Below are 25,427 nucleotides of genomic sequence, written 5' to 3' on the forward strand. Positions count from 1 at the left end.
TCCGGCAGACTCCCTGTGTCCCAAGGAGTAGAATTGTTGATTTTTTCACCCATCCATCAGCTCTTTTACGGCAAGAAAGGGATTTTGGGGCTACCAGTCTGAAACTGATAGGTGGTGTCTAGCCTTTATACAACGGAAAGTTCGCCCACCACGGCTACTCTTATCATCCCCGCTTATTTCGATCCTATCATGGATTCGCTATCGCTCAATTTGTTTGCTGCTCGTTTTCATCCCGTCACTCATCCTGTAAGCGGATAGAGTGCCGGACTTCCCACTCGTATTAGTTAAAAGTTTGACTGATCCCTCTGCCTAAAGGCGAGGGGATTTTAAACGGATACTACGTTGAGGGGCTGAAGCCACACTTCGCACTAGCAATATTTCCCGACGATCGCACATCGCTCGCGAAACTTTTTGTAAAATATTAGCAGTTAAATTTTCAGAGTTTGATTATTGAGATTAAAGTGTTATAAAAGCTTTCATTAAAAAACATAATTAGTTTGAGGAAAGAAATTCTGTGCAACTAAAAACTAAAGTCGCCGTTAAACGTGCAACTGGTGGATTTGCTCTGATTGACAGCTTGATCCGCCACGGTGTCAAGCATATTTTTGGTTATCCCGGCGGCGCAATTCTGCCGCTTTACGACGAACTCTACCGCGCTGAAGAAAGTGGCGGGATCAAACACATTCTGGTGCGGCACGAACAAGGAGCAGCCCACGCAGCCGATGGGTATGCCCGCGCTACCGGACAAGTTGGGGTTTGTTTCGCGACTTCCGGGCCGGGTGCAACTAATTTGGTGACGGGGATTGCGACGGCGCACATGGATTCTATCCCAATGGTAATTATTACCGGTCAAGTGCCCCGTCCGGCGATCGGCACTGATGCGTTTCAGGAAACTGATATTTACGGCATTACTTTGCCAATTGTCAAGCATTCCTATGTAGTGCGCGATCCGAGAGATATGGCGCGAATTGTCGCTGAAGCTTTCCACATCGCGAGTACGGGACGCCCGGGCCCGGTGTTGATTGATGTTCCCAAGGATGTTGGTTTAGAAGAGTTTGACTATCTCCCCGTGACACCCGGATCGGTGAGAATTCCTGGCTATCGCCCGACAGTCAAGGGAAATCCTCGGCAGATTAATCAAGCGATTGAGTTGCTGAAGGAAGCGAAGCGTCCTTTGCTGTATGTGGGCGGCGGGGCGATCGCAGCCGGGGCCCACGAGGAAATTAAGGAACTCGCCGAGATGTTCCAATTACCTGTCACGACAACGCTGATGGGCAAAGGTGCATTTGATGAAAACCATCCTCTGTCTGTGAAAATGCTGGGGATGCACGGCACTGCTTATGCTAATTTTGCCGTTACCGAGTGCGATTTGTTGATTGCTGTCGGAGCTCGGTTTGACGATCGAGTAACGGGAAAACTAGACGAGTTTGCCGCGCGGGCGAAGGTGATTCACATCGATATCGATCCGGCGGAAGTCGGCAAAAATCGCGGCCCAGACGTGCCGATTGTCGGAGATGTCCGGCAAGTTTTGATGGATATGCTGCGCCGCTGTCGGGAAACTGGTGTTTCGGGAACTGCCGGACAAACTGGGGAATGGCTGCACAGGATCGATCGCTGGAAACAGGATTATCCGTTAGTTGTGCCTCACTACCCCGATATTTTGTCTCCCCAGCAGGTGATTTCGGAGTTGGCGACTCAAGCGCCGGATGCTTACTACACAACGGATGTAGGTCAACATCAAATGTGGTCGGCTCAATTCTTAAACAACGGGCCGCGCCGCTGGATTTCCAGCGCTGGTTTGGGAACAATGGGTTTCGGGCTGCCGGCGGCGATGGGCGCGAAAATGGCGCTACCCAACGAGCAAGTGATTTGTATTGCTGGCGACGCTAGCATCCAAATGAATATTCAAGAGCTCGGAACCTTAGCACAATACGGCATTAATGTCAAGATTGTGATTGTAAATAACGGTTGGCAGGGAATGGTGCGGCAGTGGCAGCAAGCGTTCTATGGGGAGCGTTATTCGTCCTCGAACATGACTGTGGGGATGCCGGATTTTGTGATGCTGGCTGAGGCTTACGGCGTGAAGGGGATGCTGGTTTCAGGGCCGGATGAGTTGGAGGGTGCGATCGGGCAAATGCTTGCTCACGACGGCCCAGTGCTGATGAACGTGAAGGTGACGAGGGACGAAAACTGCTATCCGATGGTAGTTCCAGGTAAGAGTAATGCTCAAATGGTTGGTTTACCCGAACGGAGTAAATTGGAATCTGCGGAGTTGATTTATTGTCCGAGTTGCGGCGCGAAGAATGTTTCGAGTAATAAGTTTTGTCCTGAGTGCGGGACAAAAGTTTAAGGAGTTTTGAGTGGGGACTTAGGCATTGCTTATTAGTCTCAACTTAAGGTCAAACGTAGTCAGAGATTGCTGTTTATTCCTAAGGCCAGATCCCCCCTTAGCTTGCCCCCTACTCCCCCTTAAGAAGGGGGGAACCGGAGCGATCTCAAAGTCCCCCTTCTTAAGGGGGATTTAGGGGGATCGGGCCTCGGATAAAAGCGAGAGATACAAAGGTTTTGGGGTTAAGTTGACACATATCGGCAATGCTGTGTCCTTACCCGGCTCTGCTATTTGACATTTAACACCATGTCCGCTGGCATCGCATCGAGAGCTTTAATCTGTAATCTCTAAGCATATTTTATGAGCCAGTGTCTAAACCCTGATTGCCTATTCCAAAACCCGTCTGGCTATACAAATTAAAATACATACAGCTTAGATATGCCCTATAAAATAGAGTTTACAACCGAATCTTTGCAAGACCTAAAACGTCTCAGATAAACCGATCGTAGTAAAGTAATCGATGCAATTGAAACCCATCTCCTACACAATCCCAGCCAAGAAAGCAAAAGCAGAATTAAACGCTTGCGGGAGATGGATAAACCGCAATATCGCCTGAGAGTTGATGAAATTCGTATTTTCTATGACGTTCGGTACAATATTGTATAAATTATCGTAATTGTTCCTAGAACACAAGCGGCCCAATGGCTGTTGCGTGAAGGAAAAACTACTGAACCAACGGAGGAATAGATAATGAAAACAGTCACTTTGACCGACTTACAAACAGATGTCTCAAAATACCTGAAACTTGCCGAAGCAGAAGACATTATCATCTTGAAAGAAGGAAAGGCGATCGGTGTATTGCGGGGTTTTTCTGATGAAGATGATGCCTTTGATTACGATTTAGAAAATCATCCCCTATTTAAAGAAAGAGTTAGGAAGTCTCGCCAGCAATTTCGAGAAGGAAAAGGCATTAGCCTAGAGGATGTCAAAGCTCAACTTCTCAAAGATAATCTACTCTAAAGTCGAGGCTGAATAATGCGTTATGCCATTCTGATCGAAAAAACACCGAATAACTATTCAGCTTACGCGCCCGATTTACCCGGATGTGCAGCCACAGGCGCAACCCTTGCAGAAGTACAGCAGCAAATTAAAGAAGCGATCGAATTTCACTTAGAAGGATTGCGAGAGGAAGGTTTACCCATTCCCGAACCAACTACGCTATGTGAATATGTCGAAGCACGATAATCTGGTGAAACCAGGTTTCTTGCTATATTTATCGTCACTCAACACAAAAGTCGTAGAAACCGGGTTTCTCGCCCCCATACCTAAGCCTTGAAATGATAATAAACCTATGCTATAATTAAGTTGACATTTTTAACCTCAGATTCAAATATATGCCAACTTTAACTGATATTGGCACTCTGATAATTTCCACACCAGAAACCTGTGGAAATCGCCCCCGCATCGCAGGAACTAGAATCACCGTTCAGCGAATCGCCGTTTGGTACAAGATGGGGATGAGTCCAGAAGAAATTATTGCTGAAATTTCTCACTTAAATTTAGCCCAAGTTCATGGAGCACTCGCTTACTACTACGCAAATCAAGAGCAGATAAATGTTGATATTGCGGCGGAAGAAGCTGAGTACGATCGCTTAGCTAATGGATGCAAAGGGGAGAGTTAATCTTGAGCCAAATTCGTTTATATTTAGATGATTTAGAAAAAGTTTGGCTACAAAAGAATTGTTTGGTTTGCTTAGTTTACGTCTAGGCACAGGTGCGTCGCTCGCTCGATTGTCGATTTGTGTTGGGGGATTTTCAAGGGCGACGCACCCTACAACTACTTTACGTCTATGCACAGGTGCGTCGCTCGCTCGATTGTCGATTTGTGTTGAGGGATTTTCAATGGCGACACACCCTACAACAACTGTCAACTGTCAACTGTCAACTGTCAACTGCTATAAATGAATCTTTATTTGGGAATAGATTTCGGTACTACGGGCGCTCGATCGACAATCATTGACTCCCAGGGTACAATCCATTGCGAGACAGAATGCACTTTTGCCAACGCACAACAGCCGGAATTGCCCTCGGTGTGGCAAAATGCACTCTCGGCTGTAATTGAGCAAATCCCCGCAACCATCTGCAATCAGGTAAGCGCGATCGCCCTTGATGGCACATCCTCCACAGTCATGCTGTGCGATACTGACGGTGTACCAGTCTGCGAACCGATTTTATACAACGATGCGCGCGGTGCAGCGGTGACAGAGAGGTTACGGGCGATCGCACCAGCCAACCACACAGTCTTAAGCGCCACATCCAGCCTCGCCAAACTCCTCTGGTGGCAGGAGGGCGGGCTAGAAGCCCACCCCACAACACAATTCAGTCTTTGTGGAACAGGCATCTTGCCTGTTATTGAGAAGCTTTATTTCCTGCATCAAGCCGATTGGTTGGCGTTTTTGCTGCACGGAAAATTGGGAATTAGCGACTATCACAATGCTTTAAAACTCGGTTTCGATGTTGATACTTTGTGCTATCCCGATTGGCTGATCCAGGGAATTGCGGGCGCTGTAACGCCTAAATTGCCGCAAGTTGTCGCACCGGGCACGCCTGTAGGGGAATTGAGGGCTCAAGTGGGCGATCGCTTCGGATTTCCACGCCATTGTACAGTTTATGCTGGCACAACCGATAGCATCGCAGCCTTTTTAGCAAGCGGTGTCAATTCACCGGGGGAAGCAGTAACTTCTCTCGGTTCAACTTTAGCTGTGAAACTGTTAAGTCATACCCGCGTAGATGATTCGAGATACGGAATTTACAGCCATCGTTTCCCCCCCCTTTGTAGGGGCGGTGCCCCCGTGCCCGCCCTGGCAGGCGATTTGTGGTTAGTTGGAGGTGCTTCTAATACGGGAGGTGCGGTGCTGCGACACTTTTTTACAGATGCTGAATTGGATAATTATAGCACACAAATCGATCCAGAGCAAGAGAGTTTGCTGGATTATTACCCGTTGTTGAAAAATGGCGATCGCTTTCCGATTAATGACCCGAATTTGCCGCCACAACTCGAACCGCGTCCGACTGATTCAGTGGAATTTCTGCACGGTTTGCTAGAAAGCATCGCGCGGATTGAAGCGCGGGGATATCAATTATTGCAAGAATTCGGTGCAACTCCTTTGACTAAAGTTTATACTGCTGGCGGCGGCGCCAAAAATCTGGTTTGGAGTGCGATTCGTCAGCGTTATTTGAAAGTGCCTGTTCAAACGCCGATTCATACTGCCGCTGCCTATGGAAGTGCGTTATTGGCGAAGCAAGGAAGTGAATCAATTTTAGATATTAGATTTTAGGATTGAAGAAAGTGACCTCACGGATCGATGCGGGAGATTATAACCTGGATGCTTTTAGTTAGGTTTAAAGGTGGTAAATTAGGAATAGAAATTAAATAATTTACACAATTTTGTGGGGTGGGCGTCCCGCCCGTCCTTTCTGTACGGGCGGGACGCCCATCCCACAAGAATCATCAAATTATTAAGTTATTTAATTTTCATTCCTTAGAAGTGCGATCGCTCTTGATTAAAAATGAAATGAGAGGAAGCAAAGATTCTGATATATTGTGTTATGGGAACCGCCACATCGGTGAGGGCATAAATAACCTGATGAATGGAGACGAGAACCCACAGCATAAACGGTTTGATTGCCGTAATCTGTAACTGTCAACTGTGAACTGTCAACTGTCAACTGCAAACTTTCTGTATGGAACGATAGAAGACGGAGAGGCCATTGTCGATGCCTCAGCAGCAAGCATTCAAGAAATCAAAATGGATTGGAACTTACGATGAATCAACAACCTAGAATCCCCGATGCTGAAACCAGAAAGCGACACGTTGAAAATATCCGTGAAGTCTGCCGACAGTTGGACGCTTTTAATTTGAAGTTAGATGAAGCGATTGCCATATTTGAAGCTGACAACCGCCGCCAGCGTCGAGAACGTTTGGCGGGTAAATACAGGCGTGTGGAATCTCAGGTAGTCGAATAAGATATGAGATGTTGGATCATTTTAATAAGTATTTTAGGAACAGGCAAGATGCCTGTTCCACAAAGAGTAAATTTTATTGTGGAACAGGCATCTTGACTGTTAAGCCAGAAGGTTTCCTACGCGATAGCTTTGAATTATTTCTTTTGAGTCCCCTTCTGTTCGGACTTTGGTTGTTTAGTAATAGAAATTAAATAATTTACACATATTTGTGGGATGGGCGTCCCGCCCGTCTTTTCTGGACGGGCGGGACGCCCATCCCACAATAATTAAAATTGTAAGTTATTTAATTCGCGATCCTTAGTAATGGTTGAAATTGCCGACGAATAAGATATAAGATGTTGTATCATTCTTAATAAGTCTTTTAGCAACAGGCAAGATGCCTGTTCCACAAAAAAATTCACTCTTTGTGGAACAGGCATCTTGCCTGTTCAGAGAAAAGCAGATTTGATATGATGCTAATTTTGGCGTACTATCCACACTAAAAATCCCAATATTCGATCGACGGGAGGTAGGGGATAGTCGCTAAGATCGATCGTCACTATTTGCCCTTCTAGCTTGAGAAACCGCCAAGCTGTGCCGCTGGAAACGCTACCGTAGATGGCTGAGATCGATCGCCCTTTCGCTTCATTAAACCTCTGGGCCGCCACCATTTCCGCAATACACTGCCCCAAACCTACTTTCAAATCTCCTTTTTTAGCTTCTACCATCACAATGGCTGGGGCTTCAATGTCTAATTGTTCGGGGGAACGACTGATCAGAAAATCGCAGACTCCTGTAAGTCCAACAGCAGCATCGACATTGAATTCCTCACCCGAAAACACGCTGATTTGTTGGTTGAGAATCCTGCGAACTTCCAGCAAGACAGGGTTGATAATGGCTTCAGAACGGGCTTTTTCGGTGCTGGTGGCGATCGCCCAAGGCAAATTTGTCTCCAGCATGGTCTGCAAGGCTGTTCCAGGTGCGATCGGCTCAATTTCCGGCAAAAATCTGATTCCTTCCACTACTGTGAGATTGAAGGCTTCTTTAACTTTGCCGATCGTTGTAAATTGACTGTAAGACATAAGAGTTTATGTTTTGATTTCTGCTTTTTACTTAGAAAATCCGGCGGTTGAAACCGCGTCTACACAAACGATGTCCGCCTCCGCGGACTGAAGACAAAAACGTAATTTTTATCGCATTTTTACCGTCCATTCTTCAACCCGCGGAGGCGGGTTTTGCCTGTATAGACGCGGTTTCAACCGCCGGGTCTTCTTCAACCCGCCGACACGAATTTTCTATCACACTCGCTGCAACTTCGCCGTCCTCGGATCGATGATTTTACGGCCCAAACCTGTAAACTTAATTGCCAGATTAGTTTTATCGCCTACTCCCAAAACGTGAGTAATTTCTCCAACTCCAAAAGCATGATGAAAAACTCGTTCCCCAGCTTTCCACTCTGATGGAGAACTCCCAGAATGGGCTGCTGAATTATTAGTTTTTCCCTGGGATGCAGCCGTTTTAGCTGTCTTAGTTTTCTTCGTACTTCCAGCCAACAAATGTGTTGGCAATTCTCCCAAAAATAGCGAAGGCGTGCAGTGTTCGCGGTATCCTCCCCAGAGGCGGCGTTCGCGAGTGTGAGTGAGAAATAGCAATTCCTGGGCGCGAGTGATGCCGACGTAGCACAAACGGCGTTCTTCTTCGATCGCCTTTGGGTCATCTAAACTGCGGAAATTGGGAAATAAACCCTGTTCCATTCCGACGAGAAAGACTACGGGAAATTCTAACCCTTTGGCTGAGTGCAGCGTCATCAGCGATACGCGGGAATCGTCTTCTTTCAAGTCATCTAAATCGGATGCTAAAGATGCTTTTGCTAAAAATGATGTGAGGGTCGGTTCTTCGTTTTGTTCTTCAAATTGGATCACCGCATTGTACAATTCTCGAACGTTTTCGATCCGATTTTCGGCTTCTTCGGTTCCTTGGTTTTTCAAATCGTCAATGTAACCGGAATCTTCGATAATTCCTTGGACAATTTGTGACGCGGACGTAGTTTCAAGTTTTTGTTGCCAATTACCGATCATTTGGGCAAACTTAACGATCGCTTTTGCCGATCGCCCTGCGAGAGTATTTACAGAAGACTCATCGCTGAGAATTTCCCACAACGGAATCCCCAACTGAGTTGCAGCCTCTTCGATTTTACCAAATGTGGTGTCGCCAATGCCGCGGCGGGGAGTGTTGATGATGCGTTTGAGGCTGACGCTATCGTCGGGATTGGCGATCGTTCGCAGGTATGCTAAGATATCTTTGATTTCTTTGCGATCGTAAAACTTCAGCCCGCCGACAATATTGTAGGGAATATCTAAGTACATTAACGCTTCTTCAAAGGAGCGAGATTGAGCGTTTGTGCGGTAGAGAATTGCAAAGTTGCTACCGTGTTCGTATTCGGAGTTTTGGCGCTTCAGCGTTTGAATTTGACCAGCTACAAATTGCGCTTCATCTATTTCGTTGTCAGCGCGCCACACCACAACCGGAGCTCCGGGTTCGCGAGTCGGGCGCAGAACCTTATCAATGCGTTCGGTATTGTGTTCTATCAAGTGGTTGGCGAGTTCGAGGATGTTTTCGCGCGATCGATAATTCTCCTCTAATTTTACCATTGTCTGAGTCTTCTCGTCCGACAAACCATCGCCAAAATCTTCTTGAAATTCCAGCAAGATAGTATAATCTGCCATCCGAAAACTGTAAATTGATTGATCGACATCACCCACGACAAAGATTGAGCGATTTTGCCATTTATCAAACTGTTTCGGGTCAACGTTATTCGTGACTAACATCCGAATCAAATCGTATTGAGTGCGGTTAGTATCTTGGTATTCGTCTACTAAAATATGGCAAAACTTTCTATGCCAATAATTTAATACTTGCTCATTTTGGGATAATAGTTTAACTGGAACGAGAATTAAATCGTCAAAATCTAAGCCGTTGTTAGCTGCTAAAGCATCTTGGTAGCGACTGTAAACATCGGCAATTACGCGCCCTCTGTAATCCGGTTCGGCGGCGAGGAATTCTTGAGGTGACCAACCTTTATTTTTAGCATTGCTGATGACGTAGCGAACTTTGCGCGGGTCAAATTTCTTATCATCGAGGTTGAGGACTTTGGTAACGATTTGTTTGACGAGAGTTTGAGCATCTGACTCGTCAAAAATCGAAAAATTCTTCTTCCACTGGCGGCCTTTTTCGTCTTGATATTTCTCAATGTCGTAGCGGAGAATTCGGCCGCACAGAGAGTGGAAAGTCCCCATCCAAATCTGTTTGGTAATTCTGTGGTAAATTTGCGATCGCAATTTCGTCTGTATTTCCGGCGCTAAATCTGCCAAAGGTTTGCCATATTCCGCTTCAGCTTGCTGAGTCGCCAGCAATTTCTCAATTCTTTCTTTCATCTCCCTAGCGGCTTTATTGGTAAATGTCACCGCTAGAATATTTTCAGGATCGACTCGGTTGGTGCGAACTAAGTTAGCTACGCGGTAAGTTAGAGCCCGGGTTTTCCCGGAACCGGCGCCTGCTACTACTAACAGCGGCCCGTTGTAATGGACGACTGCTTGGCGCTGGGATGGGTTGAGGTGGCTGAGGTGATCGGTAGTTTGAGTCATAGTTGGATAGTTAGTTCTGGGATTTTTTTAAGGGATAAATAATACTTAGTGTTTGATACGGGGAGTTTTTTTAAGGTCAGGCGCGATCGCCCTACAATATAATATCATGAATATCGGACGCACGGTTGAAACCGCGCCTACACAAACGATGTCCGCCATAAGACGGCGGTTGAAACCGCGTCTACACAAACCATGTCCGCCTTCGCGGACTGAATAAAATAAGATAATTTTCACTGCTTATTCTTCAACCCCTCTGAGCTCGGGTTTTGTCTGTATAGCCGCGGTTTCAACCGCCGGGTATTCTAACGTTTCAATATTTGTTTCAGCAAAATAGCAGCTAATATTCCCAAGCTAATCCAGATGGCAATAATTACAGCAGTGGCTGTCCTATTTATCGGTTTTCCTCGCTCTATTTCCGCGGCTGCTTTTTCCCGACACTCGGCTAAAACTTGTGGCGGAATCATCTTGATTACCAACCAAATTCCTAATGGTACAATTATTAAATCGTCCAAGTAGCCGAGAATTGGGATGAAGTCGGGAATTAAGTCGATCGGGCTAAAGGCATAGGCAACTGTAACACCTGCTAAAACTCTCGCGTACCAAGGTACTCTTTGGTCTGTACTGGCTAAATAAACAGCGTAAGTCTCTTTTTTGAGTTGGCGGGCAGCTTGTTTTAAGGATTGCATATAAAAAATAATGACTGATGACTAATAACCAATGATTAATGACTAATGACCAAGGGTGCATCTGGGTTTTGAAGAGGGCGAAGCATGACCGCATATAAGTTATTAGTTATAATTTCATATTCACTGCGGTCATGCTTCGCCCCTACAGATATATTTGCCAAACCCAGATGCACCAATGACTAATGACTAATGACTAATGACTAAAATTTTTAGTTGCTAAAAACGTAACAGGCTGAATCTTTAGCAATTCCAGTGCGAAGGTCAAGTATATCATCTGTTGTATGTGAGGAGCATCGAGTTTATGAATTCAAATTTGCAACGCAATACTAGAATCAATTTCCGCAGTCTGCTAACAGCGTTATGTTTAACCTTAACTCTCGTTAGTTTTGTGAGATTAGATCCGGTACAGGCTCAAGAACAGCGGATCAGAACGCTAACGGTTACTGGGCGAGGTGTGGAAGCGATTCCGACAACTCAAACTTTCGTGTATTTGGGGGTTGAGGTGCAGGGAAAAACGGCGGCCGAGGTGCAGCAGGAAGCGGCAAAGCGATCGTCCGCTGTGGTAGAGTTACTGCGATCGCGCCAAGTACAAAAACTCGAAACTACCGGCATCTCCCTCAACCCGAATTACAGCTACGAAAACAACCAACAGCGCTTATTAATAGGGTATACTGCTACAAATACCGTCAGTTTTCGTATCAATACTCAATCTGCTGGCACTTTGCTAGACGATGCAGTGAGCGCCGGAGCAACCCGAATTCAAGGTGTGAGCTTTGTAGCTACCGAAAGTGCGATCGCCCAAGCTCAAAAACAAGCACTCAAAAAAGCAACTCAAGACGCTCAATCGCAAGCAGATGCAGTCTTAAACGCGCTCAACTTCAAGCGGGGAGAAATTCTCAGCATTCAAGTCAACGGTGCTTCCGCACCGCCTCCTGTGTACCAGAATTTTGGTGGTGTTCGTGCTGCTGGTGATATTGCTCTTCCAACACCGGTGATAGGAGGGGAACAGCAGGTAAATGCTTCTGTGACTTTGCAAATTAGCTATTGATGTTGTGCAGTGCGAGCGTCCCCGCTCGCGTTCAGAATAACCCCCCGCTCGCGTTCAGAATAACCCCCCGCTCGCGTTCAGAATAATCCCTCGTAAGGGTTCAGAATAATTGCTCGCACTCTCGCGATCGATCGCGATTGGGAACGCTCGCACTCGGCTATAATTCCGATATCATCGGCTTTGATTTCAAGCCGACACAGTTAGGAAGTTATTAATAGCTGAAACCATTGCTTTCCTTCTTCCTTCTTCCTTCTTCCTTCTTCCTTCTTCCTTCTTCTATAAAATTAAATAGGAAGTTCGATCGCAAATTCAGTACCTTTCCCGGCGATAGACTTGCAGAACAATTGACCGCCGTGCTTATCACTCACAATCTGCTTAGCGATCGACAATCCCAGCCCCGTGCCCTTACCAACCGCTTTCGTGGTAAACAAAGGTTCAAACAAATGTTGTTGAATCTCCTCCGTCATTCCCAACCCGTTATCCGCAATTCGGACGATCGCACTTTCGCGCAAAACTTCCGTACTAATCGTAATATTCAGAGGACGCTGGTCTTTTTCCCAAGCCTCTTCCACAGCATCAATCGCATTTGCCAGCAAATTCATAAACACTTGGTTCATCGGGCCGGGATAGCATTTAATTAGGGGCAATTCACCGTAGTTTTGGATAACTTCAATGGCGGGGCGACATCCTTGATCCTTGAGTCGGTGTTTTAACAGCAACAGCGTACTATCTAGAGTTTGGTGCAGCTCAATCGCGCTCACAGTATCTCCATCCGAACGAGCAAAGTTTCGCAGCGACAGCGAAATATCTTTAATGCGCTCAGTGCCTACTTCCATGGAATCTAACAAGTGAGAAAAATCCTCGATCACAAACTCCAAATCTATGTCTTCAATCTTGCTAGCGATATCTGATGGAGGTTCAGGATAATATTTTTGATAAAGGCTAAGAAGTTCTGTAATCTCAGTAAGATATTCCTTTGCAGGCGCAATGTTGCTGACCATAAAACTCAGCGGGTTGTTAATTTCATGGGCGACTCCCGCCACGAGTTGTCCCAGGGCGGACAGTTTTTCTTGCTGCACTACCTTGACTTGGGCTTTTTGTAAAGCGCAAGTGCGTTCTGTAACTTGCTGTTCCAGATTGTCGGTCAACTCTTTGAGCCGCCAGTGAATGTTAACTCTCGCAATTACTTCGTCTTGTTCAAAAGGTTTTGTGATGTAATCCACCGCACCTAATGACAATCCTTTCATCTTACTTTCGGCATCTGCTAAAGCAGTCATAAAAATGACTGGAATTGCCTTTGTTAGCTGGTTCTCTTTAATTCGGCGACAGGTTTCAAAGCCGTCGATTCCCGGCATTTGCACATCTAGCAAAATTAGTTCTGGAAAAAAGTTTTTTGCCGGATTGACCGGACATTTTTCTAGCATAACGAGCGCCGATTCTCCGTCCACGGCTACCCGCACTTTGTAGCCTGCTGTTTTTAAGGCTTGCGACAGCACAGACAAATTGGTGGCACTGTCATCTACTATCAAAATAAATTTTTTATCAGACTCAAGCATGATTTTCCCCCTTAAACTTTTGATAAATGTTCTTGAATCAATGCCCGCAGCTCTTTGACTTGAAAACCTTCTGCCAAAACGAGTATTTTTTGGGCAAAAATCGCGTGTTCTGGATTCGCTGTTTGGATTTCCTCGGCAATCTCGATTACCGCATCTAAATCGCCAGATTGAGCTTGTTCATCTAATAACTGTAAAATCTCGATCGCCGGAATCTGCATTTCATTTGGCATCGCATTTTGCGCTTTTTTACGCGCAGTTACTGTGTCGTCATATACCCAGTCCAATTGCAAATATTTTTGAAGTAAGCCTAGCAATACATCTGCTTGTACTGGTTTTGGCAAAAAATCATTTCCGCCTGCATCCAGGCTCTTTTGGCGATCGATCTCAAACACGCTTGCAGACGACACTAGCACGATCGCATCTCGCAGTTGAGGATGAGCGCGGATTTGGTGCAAAAACTCGAATCCGTCCATCACCGGCATCGCTAAATCGGTGAGGATTAAATCGGGTTTGGTGGCTAAAGCGATATCGAGTCCTTCCTTACCATCAGCCGCTTCAATCATCTTAAAGCCGATCGGTTCTAGCAAGTTCACCAGCACAGCCCGATTTTCCCACCTGTCATCCACCACCAGAATTTTGCGTTTTTCACCCAAGTAACCCAAAACAGCGCCCTGTTCGACGATTCTCGAACTATCAGCCCAATTTTGCGCCTCCGGGAGTGACACTTCAAAGGAAAAAATACTGCCAACTCCTGCACGACTGTCGATCGCAATTTCACTCTGCATTAAGCCCACAATCTTTTGACTGATCCCAAGTCCCAATCCAGTACCTTCCGATTGTTTTTTCACATCACCTACTTGCTCAAAAGGCAAGAATATTTTCTTAACTTGTACTGCGGTCATTCCCGGGCCTGTATCTTCAACTGTAAAGCGAATTTTATATATTTTTTGATTTAAATTTAACTGAGAACTTGAATCGGAAAACTCAGCATCTTTAATCACATCAACCTGAAAAACCACTCCGCCTTTTTCCGTAAACTTAGTTGCATTTCCCAGCAAATTTAGCAGCACTTGGCGCAAACGTTTTTCATCACCGCAAACCCCTGTCGGGAGTTGCGAATCAATCTGCAAATCAAAGGTAATTGCCTTTTCCTGGGCGCGAATCATGCAGATTTCCGCAACACCTTGGATGAATGAAGGTAGGTGAAAAGCTGTGGGATGCAATTCGAGTTTCCGGGCTTCAATTTTCGACAAATCCAAGACATCATTAATCAGCGTTAGCAGGTGCGAACCGCACTGATAAATGATATCAACACCGCTGCGTCCTTTTTGCGTCATCGGTTCGCTGCGCTGGAGAATTTGTGCGTAGCCTAAAATGCCGTTGAGGGGAGTTCGCAATTCGTGGCTCATGTTAGCCAAAAATTCGCTTTTGGCGCGGTTGGCGCCGTCTGCCATTTCTTTGGCAATTTTGAGTTCTACGGTGCGTTCTTCGACGCGATGTTCGAGTTCGAGGTTGGTATTTTCTAGGGCTGTAAAAGAGTCGCGCAGTTGCTGCGCCATATCGTTGAAGGATTCCGAAAGCACACCCAGTTCATTCTTACCGGAGACTTCCACAGTGCGATCGAACTTCCCAGAGGCGAAATCCTGTGATGCTTGGCTCAATAGTGCGATCGGCCCAGCAATCAGGCGGGAAGTGTAAAAACCCACAACCGTAGCCACAATTAAGGCGCCGATACAAAATAGAATCGTAGTGCGAGTATTAGCATTAATTTGCCCCATGAAATCCGATTCAGGAACCGCCACAACTACCAACCAATCCAATCCCCACTCATCTTTCCAGGGTAAAATTTGGACAAACTGGTGTTCTTTATTCAGCAAGAAATCAAGCTGTTGATTATCTTTAATCTTGTTGAGATCGCCAAAATGCTTAACTAAATATTGAGATGTCGATCGGATCAGCACATCGCTACTTTCTGATGCGTTTAACCGTTTAGGCTTGCCATCAATCAATTTAAAAGGTTGCTCGGTGCTGGAACTCGCAACAATTAGCCCGCTGCGTTCCAAAATAAACGTTTTGCCCGATTTACTGACTTTCAATTTACGCAAAAAATCGCTAATTTCCGAAAGACGCTGGTCGATGACTATGACACCAATTAGTTGATTGTTCTTGTCATAAATCGGTCTGTTTGCAGAAACAGACAGAGGATAAGGCGTGGTTGTCCACTGATATAAAACCCATGTCTGTTTTCCAGCTTTAACCGTGTTTGAGTACCACGGTTCTTTCTCGAACTCAAAATTTTTAAATATCTCAGCAAGCTTAGTGGGATTGCCCTGACTATCTGTATTGTAAAAGTAATGATCTCGATTGCCACGTTGCTTTGGATTGCTGATGCCAGAAATAATATTTTGATCTGTTTGATATCCAGCACCCGCATACTCGCCTCCTGGAGCGCCAAAGCTGATGTAGCCGACATTAAACAATTGCATCTGTTTCCAGAAAAAACGAGCCATATTATCTAAATCTTTGGGATCGAGCAATCCCACATCGAAGGCATCACCATTAACTTGAGCAAGGTGGCGTGCTGTGTCGAGTTGGCTGTCCAGATGCTGGTCAATGCGGCTGCTGACTTCAGTCCGCAGTTGAGATGCCAAATCGTTGACTGCTTTCTGTCCGTTGCGAAAAGATAAGTAGCCAACAATGCCGACCGCCCCCATGATTTGTAACACGAAGGGGACAATCAAAACAGCTCGCAGCGGGGCGCTACCTATGAGTTTGTTAAAGATTGAAGCCTGGGATGATGGCATATGACAATTCGCTATTGCAGCGATGCGGATATTCTTTTTGCTCGACTACACTTAGGCAAGCTGTTTTTTTAAGAGACATCGATCGGGCGATCGCCTTTATTTGAGTATCACCTAATTTGTGGTTATGTATCGATATTAACCCAAAAATGGTTTAAGCTAATATTTTTCACAATGAATTTAATACCTCGCCCGCACAGCAGCACTTCTAGAAGTTTCTCTAAGTTCCTCGGAGAAACGAGGTTAATGAGGTAAGGGCGTTGTTGAGGTGTTGTTCGCACTGTCCTGGTAAATAAATATCAGGGAATTCTCGTAGGAGTTGTGCCGAATTCATACTTGAAGTTTGGTGGCAAATACTTAAGTACATAGAATCGGATAAGTGCGATCGAGAGTTGTTTGGGCGATCGCATATTTAAAGTAAAATAAAAGAGAAAGTCCGTGCAGAGTGCCTCCTCTTTTTGAGCGCCACACCTAGGGATTAGGACATCTGAGTTTCAAAAAGTCTGCTTTGATCCAACCTTTGTACTCACTTGCTCTCAATCTTGTCGTCAAATACCAGACATTTCCTTCACTATCTTTGCGACTGAGTGGAGATACGACAGCACTTTTATTTTGGTCATCATTAGCGACAATGACTAGATTTCCTACCGATACAGTGCCTACAACGCTAAAAATGCTTCCAGCACCCGATCTGATATTAACTTGTGAGCCAATATCTTCACCTACAATATCGGCGACGCAGCTTTTGTCTGTGATGGATTGAGCGATCGCACTCTTAGTGAGTTGTGGAGCGAAGATAGCTATAGTGGCGATTTCTAGAAGCATGAAAACGCAAATTTTTAATCTAATTTTCGTCATAATGCGCCTTTTTTCCGATTTTGAGCAGTTATCAATTGTTGGTACAGAAGTGGACTTTTTTGTCTCAAAGACTGTTGCAATTCCTTAAATTCTGCTTCACCTTCTTCTAAGTACGCATCAACGATTTCTCGGTTGGCAAGATAAAAGGCGATCGCACCATAAACCTGTTCTAGCGAAAGAAGTGGAAAATTTTGGGCAATGCTTTCGGGTGCTTCTCCATTCAAGAAGGAATAAACGACTGAATCGAAGGAAATGCGAGTTCCTTGAATCCAATACCCTCCGTTGCGTTGTTCGATATACTGCTTGGTTGGAGTGATGGCTAGTGTCATAGGGATCGTGGCTGCTTTTTATCTAAATTTTAAACGAATTAGATGAGATAGTTAGAAGGGCGATCGCCTTTCTTAAGCGATCGCAAACTCTGTATATTGCCGTAAATGCGGTGGATGAAACGCCAAAACAATCTCTTCCCGCGAAACCCCAGCCTGCAAAAAATCTGTCACCACCCCATCTTCTGTCCAATCCTCCTCAATCCAAATTTTGCCATCCCGCAATCGCACGTGAATAGTATTGACCTTAATCCGTTCTTCCCCCTGCCAACCCATTACCATCAATAAATAATTGTCGTGTTCCTCGTCAAAAACCAGCACATTTTCTAGCTTTGAATTGGTCGATTTTGACCCCAATTCGTAATATTCAGTTAAAACTTTCCGAATCAAATGACGATAATACTCTAATTTATCCATCGCTCAATTACCTCCTCTTCAGTGTCAAAAGTTAGCAATTTCACCCGATTAGTTTCAACAATTAATTGGGCGAGTTTCTTTTGAAAACCATCCTTATAAACCCTAGTTGCGACCGCTAAATACAATTCGTACTCAGATTTTTGGGCTTGTAAAACATTACGATAAATGATATATTGACCAACTGCATTTTCTAGATCGTTGATGAAAGAGCGGCCTAAAAAACTCTTCACCTCAACAATAATTTTTCGTCCTTGCTGTTCTGCTGCTATCGACTTTTCGGCGGCAATATCAGGATAAAGTTTATCACCACCATATTCCAGCATATAGTTTTCGGCTACAATCAACCAGCCATCTTTAATCAGCGCTTGCTTGACGGCATCATGGTAGATATCTTTAGCTGGCATCGCGAATTCAGTAATTTGATATTTCAAATCTTAACTCAACCGATCGCACATCCCATCCCCACAGCCCGCCAACATCCAAACCGCTGACAGCAAAATTTACTAACTGGCATCCCCCCAGCAAACCCAGCAAATGCAATTACTGCCGGATCGGATCTCGAAGTACCCGAGATCGACTACAGTAAACACAAAATATTATTGGCGGTGATTTGAGTGATTGAGACTTTAGCAACAGGAATCGCAGCAGCCGGTTCGCTGCTGGCATTGGGCGGATTGGGCCTAGAGTTGAACTATCGCCGGACTGGGAGTGCAAATAAACTAGAACTTACAGCCGGAGAATGGCACTTAGCCATAAACGAACCCAACCGCTATCTGTTGGTTGGCGAAATGGAATTCCGCAATCTGACACAGCGGTTCGAGATTATGTTGCCAGATGTGCGGGCACAGGTGAAACTGCTGTCAGACGGAAGTTTAGACGGCGTGACTTCCCAGACAAAAGTCATTCCTGGTCACGAAGACGCAGAAGCAAGAGCAGACGATTACTGGTTCGGCTATATTGTTAAAGCCCAAAAAAACACGAAAATTAAAGTTTCCGTAGACATTCAAGGGCAAGATTTAAACAAATTGCAGTCAGCTTGGGTGCAAATACATTTCATCACCTACGGCCCAAGCGGGCGCATCCCCAGAGTCCGCAACGTAGTAGTCCCGCTGCAATTTCCCAACTCGGACACCGTACCCACAGCCCGCAATGTCGGCGTTGCAGAAGTCTTCCCAATTCGCACCCACATCCTCGCCGAACTCGACAATCCCGTCGAAATTGTCAAGCGTTACGTGTTACCGCGCGCCAACAAAGGTGATATTGTCGCCCTCGCCGAAACTCCCTTAGCCTTGATGCAGGGACGCTACCGCCATCCCAGCGAAGTCAAACCCGGATGGGTAGCCAAGCGAGTCTGCTTGTTTTTCTTGCCGATGTCGAGTTTGGCCACCGCTTGCGGAATGCAGACATTGGTTGATGTAGTTGGGCCTTGGCGTGTAGTGGCCGCATTTGCGATCGGCTCTATAGCTAAAATATTCGGTAAACCGGGAGTCTTTTACCAACTTGCAGGGGAACAAGCCAGGCTAATCGACGATGTTACGGGAACTTTGCCTCCCTTCGACCAATTTATTGTCCTTGGCCCGGACAATCCCCAGCAAGTTGTAGAGGAAATTCAACGAGAAACTGGACTTGCGGCGGCGATCGTAGACGCTAATGACTTAAAAGCAGTTAAGATATTAGCAGCGACCTCCGATTTATCGGTAACATTTTTAGAGCAAGCGTTACGCAGCAACCCCGCCGGGAATGCTGACGAGCGAACACCAGTCGTTTTAATTCGACCTCTGCCGAGCAAAATCTTGAGTTGAAGACTGAAAATTAAAAAGTCAAACAAATGATTTGAAATTTTTAATTTTAGATCGATCGAGAAAGGGTGAAGAATTAAAAGTTATAAGTTGAGAACTCAAAACTTCCGTAACTCTTCCCCTTTCTTAAAGATATTTGATTTTTTAATTTTCTTGTCCAGTTTCGTGCTATTACGGTTCTCAACTTTCGTGAGTGACTCGCCAACCAAAGCCTGTCAAGTTAAAGCTAAAAGCCTTTGTATATGTTGTTTACCGCTGAGGCCAGATCCCCCTAAATCCCCCTTAAGAAGGGGGACTTTGAGAATGCTCCTGTCCCCCCCTTCTTAAGGGGGGCTAGGGGGGATCTGGCCTCAGCGGTAAACAGAAGACCAGCAGTACGTTTGACATTAAGTTGACATCAATAACCAATAACCAATAACCAATAACCAATAACCAATAACCAATAACCAATAACCAATAACCAATAACCAATAACCAATAACCAATAACCAATAACCCCAATAACCAATAACCAATAACCAATAACCAATAACCAATAACCAATAACCAATAACCACTAACCACTTGAGAATTTCTATATGACTTCATTTCCCTCCCAAAACCAAAACCAGGTTGTGATTCGCCCGTTTCAGTACCGCGACATCGAGGCGATGGAACAATTGTGCGCGGAAACAGCCGAACAACCAGAAAAACGCAAGGGCGCAAGCTGCGACTTGGTACTAGGTAAAAAGTTTCAGCAGATTCGTCGCTGGTACGGACTGCTAAAGCTGTTTAGCTTGTTTCCCAACCCTGGTCAGTCGCTGTTTCGAGCCCATGTTGCCGAAGAAGAGGGGACAGTTAAGGGCATAATTCAGATTTCTCCTTTCAACCGCACCCGCAGCACTTGGCGGATCGATCGCGTCGGGGTAGACCCAGAAGCCCGCAGCAAAGGCATTGGTTCGATGCTGATGCGGTACTGCTTCGAGGCAGTCTGGGAGGCACGCACCTGGCTGCTAGAGGTGAATGTCGGCGATAAAACTTCCCTGGCCTTGTACCGCCAGAACGGGTTTCAGCCGTTGGCCCAGATGACTTATTGGTCGATCGCCCCGGAACGCCTCCAAGAAATGGCCTCCGCGACGCCAGATTTGCCCAACCTGCTGCCCGTAAGCAACGCTGACGCTCAATTTTTATATCAACTCGATACCGCGTCTATGCCGCCGTTAGTACGTCAAGTATTCGATCGGCACATTCAAGACTTCAAAACCAGTTTCTTCGGCGCCTTATTTGAAGGTGTCAAACAGTGGCTGAGCAAAACAGAGGTAGTCAGCGCCTACGTATTTGAACCGCAGCGCAAAGCTGCGATCGGCTATTTTCAGATACAGCTATCCCGCAACGGCCAACAGCCGCACGTCGCCCAACTGACAGTGCACCCGGCCTACACTTGGTTGTACCCCGAACTGCTATCCCAAATGGCGCGCCTCGTTCAAGATTTCCCAGTCCAAAGCCTGCAACTGGCTTCCGCCGACTATCAGCCGGAACGGGAAGCTTATTTAGAGCAATTTGGAGCCGTGCGTTTGGAACACAGCTTGCTGATGTCGCGATCGGTGTGGCACAAATTGCGCGAGTCCAAGTTAGTCTCCCTCGAAGGACTCCAGCTATCAGAAATGCTGCAAAGCTTCCAGCCAACTCGCAAACCCGTACCGGGTAGGATGTCCTGGCTCGGCCCGATGGCTGGAGAAGCCACAACAGGGCCCGCGTCGTCTGAGATTAAGCCCTTTTTGTTGGACTCCGGAAAAAATCAAGCTAATCAAGTTAACCCTTTGAACAGCCAAAATCCTGAATCTGGAGCAACAGATGCTAGCAGCATTTTGCCTCTGAATTTGCCGGAATTGCCGATCGACGGCGACGCCCCAGAGTAGAACTTAATTTCTGATATAATGTCGGCTAAATTAAGGGTTTGTAGTGAGGACTTTAGTCCTCTTATTTATGCGGACTAAAGTCCTCACTACAAACCGAAAAAACCCAACTTCTTCCCTTCTTCCTTCGCGTTATTCGCGTCTTCGCGGTTCGTAAAAAAATATCCGGCTCAGAAACAAATAAATCTAAAATCTAAAATCTAAAATCTAAAATTGATTGATGTTCAACGAAAAATTATGGATTTCAGCCCTCGGATTAGATATCGGCAGCAAACGAGTCGGCATCGCCGGATGTGACGGCACTGGTTTAATCGCTACGGGGATTACTACTCTGGTACGATCGTCCTTCGATCGAGATGTAGCTTGTCTCAGAGAACTCGTGGAAGAGCGAAGAGTGCAAATTTTGGTGGCTGGCCTGCCCTACTCCCTCAACGGAGAAGTGGGCACTCAAGCCCGAAAAGTCCAGAAATACGCCACTCGCATCGCCACCGCCTTAGAACTCCCCCTAGAATACGCCGACGAGCGCCTGACTTCTGTGGGCGCCGAGGAACTGATCCAAGCCCAAGGGATGTCCCCGTCGCGCCATAAGGGTTTGATCGATCGCAAAGCAGCGGCCTTGATTTTGCAGCAGTGGCTAGACGAGCGCAGACAAAAGCAAGAGCGCCATTCCCAATCCTCATAGGTAGTAACAGAGGCGTGATATCCTAGTTGTGCAAGTTTGCTACGCACACCTGTAAGCGTTGACACATGGGAGAAAAATCCCCAGAACCTCGGTACTGAAGCAGCACATAACTGTGATTTGTCCTCAGTGTCGCTCTGGACTCGGCTGAGATTTAAACGCTGCACTCCTCGCCTGTGGAAAATGCCGCGAGTCTCGCGGTTTAAGTTTGTGGACTGGCGATCGCCCGAAGAGGCCCAATATCGCCACGAAAATCCCCAATTGTCAAGCAAAGATTACTGAATTATTGACGGAAAATTAAGATACACGCGATGTCCTCATCCCCATACCGCAAAGAGAATGGTAATTCCCACGAAACGTCCGTCACCCTGACGGATGAATTTGGGCGATCGCTAACTTGCAACATAGAATATTCGATGAACCTAGAAGGTCAAGAATACGCCTTGCTGTTGCCGATCGACTCTCCTGTAGAAATTTTTACTTGGCACGGAGACGATACCGACGAAGCAGCAATTCCTGTAGAAGACGAGACCGAAATAGACACAATTTTTGATACTGCTAAAGTTGTCCTGCAAGAGCAGAACTTGACACTCCGGCGCACGGCGGTGACACTGACTGTAGTTGGTGAATTGCCGGAATTTCCTGACGAGGATTTGGAGCCTAATGCCGATCCCGATGAGGAGTCAGAGTTCGAGGAACTAATGTGGTTGACCAGCTTCTATCACGAAGAGCAGGAATATGCCATTTATACACCTCTAGACCCGTTTTTTATCTTGGCTCGAATGAATGATGACGGCAAGCCTGAATTGCTCTCGGAAGAAGAGTTCCAAAGGCTGGAACCGATGTTGCCGATGCTAGAAGATCAGTTCTTTGATGAGCTTGATTAGATATTGAGTTCAGTTTTGCTGGGCTTGTGAAGTGCAAAGAAACTGGTTTAGAGTAGGGGCGGTGTCAAGAGTGGCCGCCCGCTTCGGGTTGATGATGTATACTCGATCGACCTGCAATCTCTAATTGCAGAAGGCATGAGGGCAAAAAGCAGAATATTTGACTATTTTAGACAAAAGTCAACTGCTAGGTCGATCGAACTTTTTCCCTGATTCCGCCTTCCTGTCAGCTCGGGCTATAGAATTGGGCAGCGTGAAGGGCATATTTTCAAGGGCTGGTATCCGTAACTTTTCGGTCATCAATCGCAGGTCATCACTCATTAGTCGCTACTTAATCGCCGCTTATCGAGGACAACGGATTATGAGTAAAGAACAACTGACCAAAGGCAGCGCGCGCGAGGGCCAAAAAAAATCCCCGAAAGTCTCTAAATGGTTGTTTTATCTGGCGTTGCTGCCTGCAATTTGGGGAGTTGGCGCTTGGCAGGGCTGGGCTTGGTGGAGCTGGGCTTCTGCCCCTCCTAAAACAGCCGCCGAGTCAACTCCCCCGTCCAAGGATGCTGCTGTTTCGATTCAAATCCCCCCCGGTACTTCCAGTCAAAAAATCGGGCAGGATTTGGAAGCGGCGGGCTTAATTCGATCGGCAGGAGCATGGAATATGTGGGCCCGCTGGCTGACTATGCAAAACCGCGACGGAGGTTTTAAAGCCGGAACTTACCAACTCTCACCGACTCAGCCTCTGAGTGCGGTTGCTGAAAAAATTTGGAAAGGTGAAGTCGTACAGCAGAGTTTCACGATTCCCGAAGGGTGGTCATTGCAACAAATGAGCACTTATTTTGAAGCCCAAGGTTTTTTTCCGGCTAAGGATTTTATGGCGGCGGCGAGTCAAGTTCCCTACGCTGATTACCCTTGGCTACCCAGTGGCTTGCCTCATTTGGAAGGGTTTTTGTACCCGGATACCTATCAGTTAGACGGCGATGCAGTCAGCCCGGAAGCTGTGATCAAACAAATGCTCGGCCGTTTCGAGCGGATAGCTTTACCGGTCTTTCAAAAAAATCAGAACAATACTAAGCTTTCTTTGAAAGAATGGGTGACGCTGGCGAGTATTGTAGAAAAAGAAGCTGTGGTTGCTTCCGAACGCCATCGCATTTCTGGGGTATTTACCAGTCGCTTGAATAAGGGCATGAAATTGGGTTCCGATCCGACGGTGGAATACGCCCTCGGCATCAGACAAACCAAGGAGAAACCTCTGACTTTTAAGCAGGTGGAAACGCCTTCTCCCTACAATACCTATATGAATGTAGGGCTGCCGCCAACTCCTATCGCAGCTCCGGGAATCGCAAGTCTGGAAGCGACTCTGGCTCCTGAAAATACAGAATACCTGTATTTTATGGCTCGATACGACGGCACTCACATTTTCAGCCGCACTCAGGCGGAACACGATGCTGCTGTGGCTCAAGTTGACCAGAAAGTGCGATCGGGTCAATAGATGGCCAAGGACTAATACATATAGCCTTTCGAGCTTTCATATGAGGTACTCATGGGCATAGGGCATAGGGCATAGGGCATAGGGCATAGGGCAGCCTCCGTGGGCATACCTCACCACGCTTGAGAACCGCTAAAAGTAAAAAGTCAAAAGTTATATTGGATTCGGCTACATCGGAATTATACCGAGCGTTTGAGGCTTCTCATGAGCAAGCGGGACAGCACTACACTCCGAAAATGCTGATTCGGATGCAAACGAAAACGATATTACAAAGCAAAAGCCATAATTATTGACTTTTTACTTTTGACTTTTTGAATGTTTAACTTCCCGCTTCTTATTTCTCAATCTAAAATCTAAAATCTAAAATCTAAAATCATTATGACTTGGGGAAAACTACTACAGCCAGACTTAGTTCTAGGCAATTCGGTCGTAAATTTAACGGCTGATATTCTTGAGAAATATCATATTAAAGGATTAGTGTTGGATGTGGATGAAACTCTCGTTCCCATTACAGCAATGAATGCTTCTGAGGAACTCAGCCTGTGGGTGGCAGAAATTAAACCTATAGTATCGCTGTGGTTGGCGAGCAATAATTTAAGTCAGACTCGGATCGGTCGAATTGCTGAGTCTTTGAATCTACCTTACATCACTGGTGCGGCTAAGCCGTCGCGGCGCAAGTTGCGAAAAGCGGTGACGGCGATGAATTTGCCGGTGGAACAGGTGGCGATGGTGGGCGATCGACTTTTTACTGATGTTTTGGCCGGCAATCGTTTGGGTATGTTTACTATTTTAGTTGAGCCAATGGTTGATGCTGGGTATGCGCTTCGCAAGTATCCGGTGCGTTCTTTTGAAGTTTGGGTGTCTCAAGCTTTGGGTGCTTCTCTTGATAGCAGAAAGTAGTCAGTTGACAGTTGACAGTTGACAGTTGACAGTTGACAGTTGGCAGTTGGCAATTGGCAGTTGGCAGTTGGCAGTTGACAGTTGACAGTTGGCATTAGTGCTGTCCCCGCTCCGCA

General features: G+C 46.2%; 24 protein-coding genes. 14 read left to right on the top strand and 10 right to left on the bottom strand.

Annotated elements, in window-relative coordinates:
* Nucleotides 1–514 precede the first annotated feature (514 nt).
* The 6 genes from ilvB to JGK36_RS30455 all read left to right on the top strand — a co-directional run bounded on the left by ilvB (nucleotide 515) and on the right by JGK36_RS30455 (nucleotide 6,356).
* A complete protein-coding gene (gene ilvB / locus JGK36_RS30430) occupies nucleotides 515–2,350 on the top strand; it encodes a biosynthetic-type acetolactate synthase large subunit (protein ID WP_293193861.1) in 1,836 nt (611 codons plus the stop codon).
* Nucleotides 2,351–3,079: 729 nt separating this feature from the next.
* Entirely contained in the window at nucleotides 3,080–3,349 is a 270-nt protein-coding gene (locus JGK36_RS30435; RefSeq protein WP_293198974.1) for a hypothetical protein, read from the top strand.
* Nucleotides 3,350–3,364: 15 nt separating this feature from the next.
* Nucleotides 3,365–3,574, top strand: coding sequence for a type II toxin-antitoxin system HicB family antitoxin (locus tag JGK36_RS30440; protein ID WP_293182156.1), 210 nt, complete (start codon nucleotides 3,365–3,367; stop codon nucleotides 3,572–3,574).
* A gap of 149 nt (nucleotides 3,575–3,723) precedes the next feature.
* The gene (locus JGK36_RS30445; RefSeq protein ID WP_293198975.1) at nucleotides 3,724–4,011 is read left to right on the top strand and encodes a DUF433 domain-containing protein; all 288 of its coding nucleotides are present in this window, start codon (nucleotides 3,724–3,726) and stop codon (nucleotides 4,009–4,011) included.
* Between the two features lie 279 nt (nucleotides 4,012–4,290).
* Nucleotides 4,291–5,667, top strand: a complete 1,377-nt coding sequence (locus tag JGK36_RS30450; protein WP_293198976.1) for an FGGY-family carbohydrate kinase — start codon at nucleotides 4,291–4,293, stop codon at nucleotides 5,665–5,667.
* 488 nt (nucleotides 5,668–6,155) lie between these two features.
* Nucleotides 6,156–6,356, top strand: a complete 201-nt coding sequence (locus JGK36_RS30455) for a hypothetical protein (RefSeq protein ID WP_293182164.1) — start codon at nucleotides 6,156–6,158, stop codon at nucleotides 6,354–6,356.
* 455 nt (nucleotides 6,357–6,811) lie between these two features.
* Here the strand turns inward: JGK36_RS30455 and JGK36_RS30460 are convergent, their stop codons facing one another.
* The 3 genes from JGK36_RS30460 to JGK36_RS30470 form a co-directional block, all read right to left on the bottom strand.
* A complete protein-coding gene (locus tag JGK36_RS30460) occupies nucleotides 6,812–7,417 on the bottom strand; it encodes a hypothetical protein (protein WP_293198977.1) in 606 nt (201 codons plus the stop codon).
* Nucleotides 7,418–7,633: 216 nt separating this feature from the next.
* Nucleotides 7,634–9,979: a DNA helicase PcrA gene (pcrA, locus tag JGK36_RS30465; protein WP_293182168.1), complete on the bottom strand. Its 2,346-nt coding sequence runs from the start codon at nucleotides 9,977–9,979 to the stop codon at nucleotides 7,634–7,636.
* Nucleotides 9,980–10,281: 302 nt separating this feature from the next.
* Nucleotides 10,282–10,665: a YkvA family protein gene (locus tag JGK36_RS30470; RefSeq protein WP_293193206.1), complete on the bottom strand. Its 384-nt coding sequence runs from the start codon at nucleotides 10,663–10,665 to the stop codon at nucleotides 10,282–10,284.
* 301 nt (nucleotides 10,666–10,966) lie between these two features.
* Between JGK36_RS30470 and JGK36_RS30475 the strand changes: the two genes are divergently transcribed.
* Nucleotides 10,967–11,713, top strand: coding sequence for an SIMPL domain-containing protein (locus JGK36_RS30475; protein WP_293182172.1), 747 nt, complete (start codon nucleotides 10,967–10,969; stop codon nucleotides 11,711–11,713).
* Nucleotides 11,714–11,997: 284 nt separating this feature from the next.
* Here JGK36_RS30475 and JGK36_RS30480 read toward each other — a convergent pair whose 3' ends face one another.
* From JGK36_RS30480 to JGK36_RS30505, 6 genes are all read right to left on the bottom strand, one after another.
* Nucleotides 11,998–13,269 carry a response regulator gene (locus tag JGK36_RS30480; protein ID WP_293182174.1) on the bottom strand — a complete coding sequence of 424 codons (1,272 nt, stop codon included), beginning with the start codon at nucleotides 13,267–13,269 and terminating at the stop codon, nucleotides 11,998–12,000.
* 11 nt (nucleotides 13,270–13,280) lie between these two features.
* Complete coding sequence (locus JGK36_RS30485; protein ID WP_293182176.1) at nucleotides 13,281–16,073, bottom strand: hybrid sensor histidine kinase/response regulator; 2,793 nt, start codon at nucleotides 16,071–16,073, stop codon at nucleotides 13,281–13,283.
* Between the two features lie 468 nt (nucleotides 16,074–16,541).
* Nucleotides 16,542–16,928, bottom strand: a complete 387-nt coding sequence (locus tag JGK36_RS30490; protein ID WP_293182178.1) for an SH3 domain-containing protein — start codon at nucleotides 16,926–16,928, stop codon at nucleotides 16,542–16,544.
* Nucleotides 16,925–17,257, bottom strand: coding sequence for a DUF433 domain-containing protein (locus tag JGK36_RS30495; protein ID WP_293182180.1), 333 nt, complete (start codon nucleotides 17,255–17,257; stop codon nucleotides 16,925–16,927). Before JGK36_RS30495 ends, JGK36_RS30490 begins: the two co-directional genes overlap by 4 nt.
* Nucleotides 17,258–17,329: 72 nt before the next feature.
* A complete protein-coding gene (locus JGK36_RS30500; RefSeq protein ID WP_293193205.1) occupies nucleotides 17,330–17,671 on the bottom strand; it encodes a XisI protein in 342 nt (113 codons plus the stop codon).
* Nucleotides 17,659–18,075, bottom strand: a complete 417-nt coding sequence (locus tag JGK36_RS30505) for a XisH family protein (RefSeq protein ID WP_293182184.1) — start codon at nucleotides 18,073–18,075, stop codon at nucleotides 17,659–17,661. The genes JGK36_RS30500 and JGK36_RS30505 overlap by 13 nt, the downstream gene beginning before the upstream one ends.
* A 210-nt stretch (nucleotides 18,076–18,285) precedes the next feature.
* Here JGK36_RS30505 and JGK36_RS30510 point away from each other — a divergent pair, with 210 nt between their 5' ends.
* Nucleotides 18,286–19,473 (top strand): F420-0:Gamma-glutamyl ligase, encoded by a 1,188-nt coding sequence (locus tag JGK36_RS30510; RefSeq protein WP_293198979.1) that lies wholly within the window; start codon nucleotides 18,286–18,288, stop codon nucleotides 19,471–19,473.
* 330 nt (nucleotides 19,474–19,803) lie between these two features.
* Here JGK36_RS30510 and JGK36_RS30515 read toward each other — a convergent pair whose 3' ends face one another.
* The gene (locus tag JGK36_RS30515; RefSeq protein ID WP_293201281.1) at nucleotides 19,804–20,034 is read right to left on the bottom strand and encodes a hypothetical protein; all 231 of its coding nucleotides are present in this window, start codon (nucleotides 20,032–20,034) and stop codon (nucleotides 19,804–19,806) included.
* A gap of 14 nt (nucleotides 20,035–20,048) precedes the next feature.
* On the opposite strand from JGK36_RS30515, the gene JGK36_RS30520 reads away from it, so the two are divergent.
* The 6 genes from JGK36_RS30520 to JGK36_RS30545 all read left to right on the top strand — a co-directional run bounded on the left by JGK36_RS30520 (nucleotide 20,049) and on the right by JGK36_RS30545 (nucleotide 25,311).
* Complete coding sequence (locus tag JGK36_RS30520; protein WP_293193203.1) at nucleotides 20,049–21,368, top strand: GNAT family N-acetyltransferase; 1,320 nt, start codon at nucleotides 20,049–20,051, stop codon at nucleotides 21,366–21,368.
* A 217-nt stretch (nucleotides 21,369–21,585) separates the two neighbouring features.
* The gene (gene ruvX / locus JGK36_RS30525) at nucleotides 21,586–22,047 is read left to right on the top strand and encodes a Holliday junction resolvase RuvX (RefSeq protein WP_293193202.1); all 462 of its coding nucleotides are present in this window, start codon (nucleotides 21,586–21,588) and stop codon (nucleotides 22,045–22,047) included.
* A 36-nt stretch (nucleotides 22,048–22,083) separates the two neighbouring features.
* A complete protein-coding gene (locus tag JGK36_RS30530) occupies nucleotides 22,084–22,326 on the top strand; it encodes a hypothetical protein (RefSeq protein ID WP_293198981.1) in 243 nt (80 codons plus the stop codon).
* A 29-nt stretch (nucleotides 22,327–22,355) separates the two neighbouring features.
* Nucleotides 22,356–22,931, top strand: a complete 576-nt coding sequence (locus tag JGK36_RS30535) for a DUF3727 domain-containing protein (RefSeq protein WP_293182193.1) — start codon at nucleotides 22,356–22,358, stop codon at nucleotides 22,929–22,931.
* 358 nt (nucleotides 22,932–23,289) lie between these two features.
* Nucleotides 23,290–24,414: an endolytic transglycosylase MltG gene (mltG, locus tag JGK36_RS30540; RefSeq protein WP_293182195.1), complete on the top strand. Its 1,125-nt coding sequence runs from the start codon at nucleotides 23,290–23,292 to the stop codon at nucleotides 24,412–24,414.
* Nucleotides 24,415–24,789: 375 nt separating this feature from the next.
* Complete coding sequence (locus JGK36_RS30545; RefSeq protein ID WP_293182197.1) at nucleotides 24,790–25,311, top strand: YqeG family HAD IIIA-type phosphatase; 522 nt, start codon at nucleotides 24,790–24,792, stop codon at nucleotides 25,309–25,311.
* Nucleotides 25,312–25,427: the final 116 nt, after the last annotated feature.

It is taken from the genome of Microcoleus sp. PH2017_35_SFW_U_B (assembly GCF_020737865.1).
Lineage (GTDB): Bacteria > Cyanobacteriota > Cyanobacteriia > Cyanobacteriales > Microcoleaceae > Microcoleus.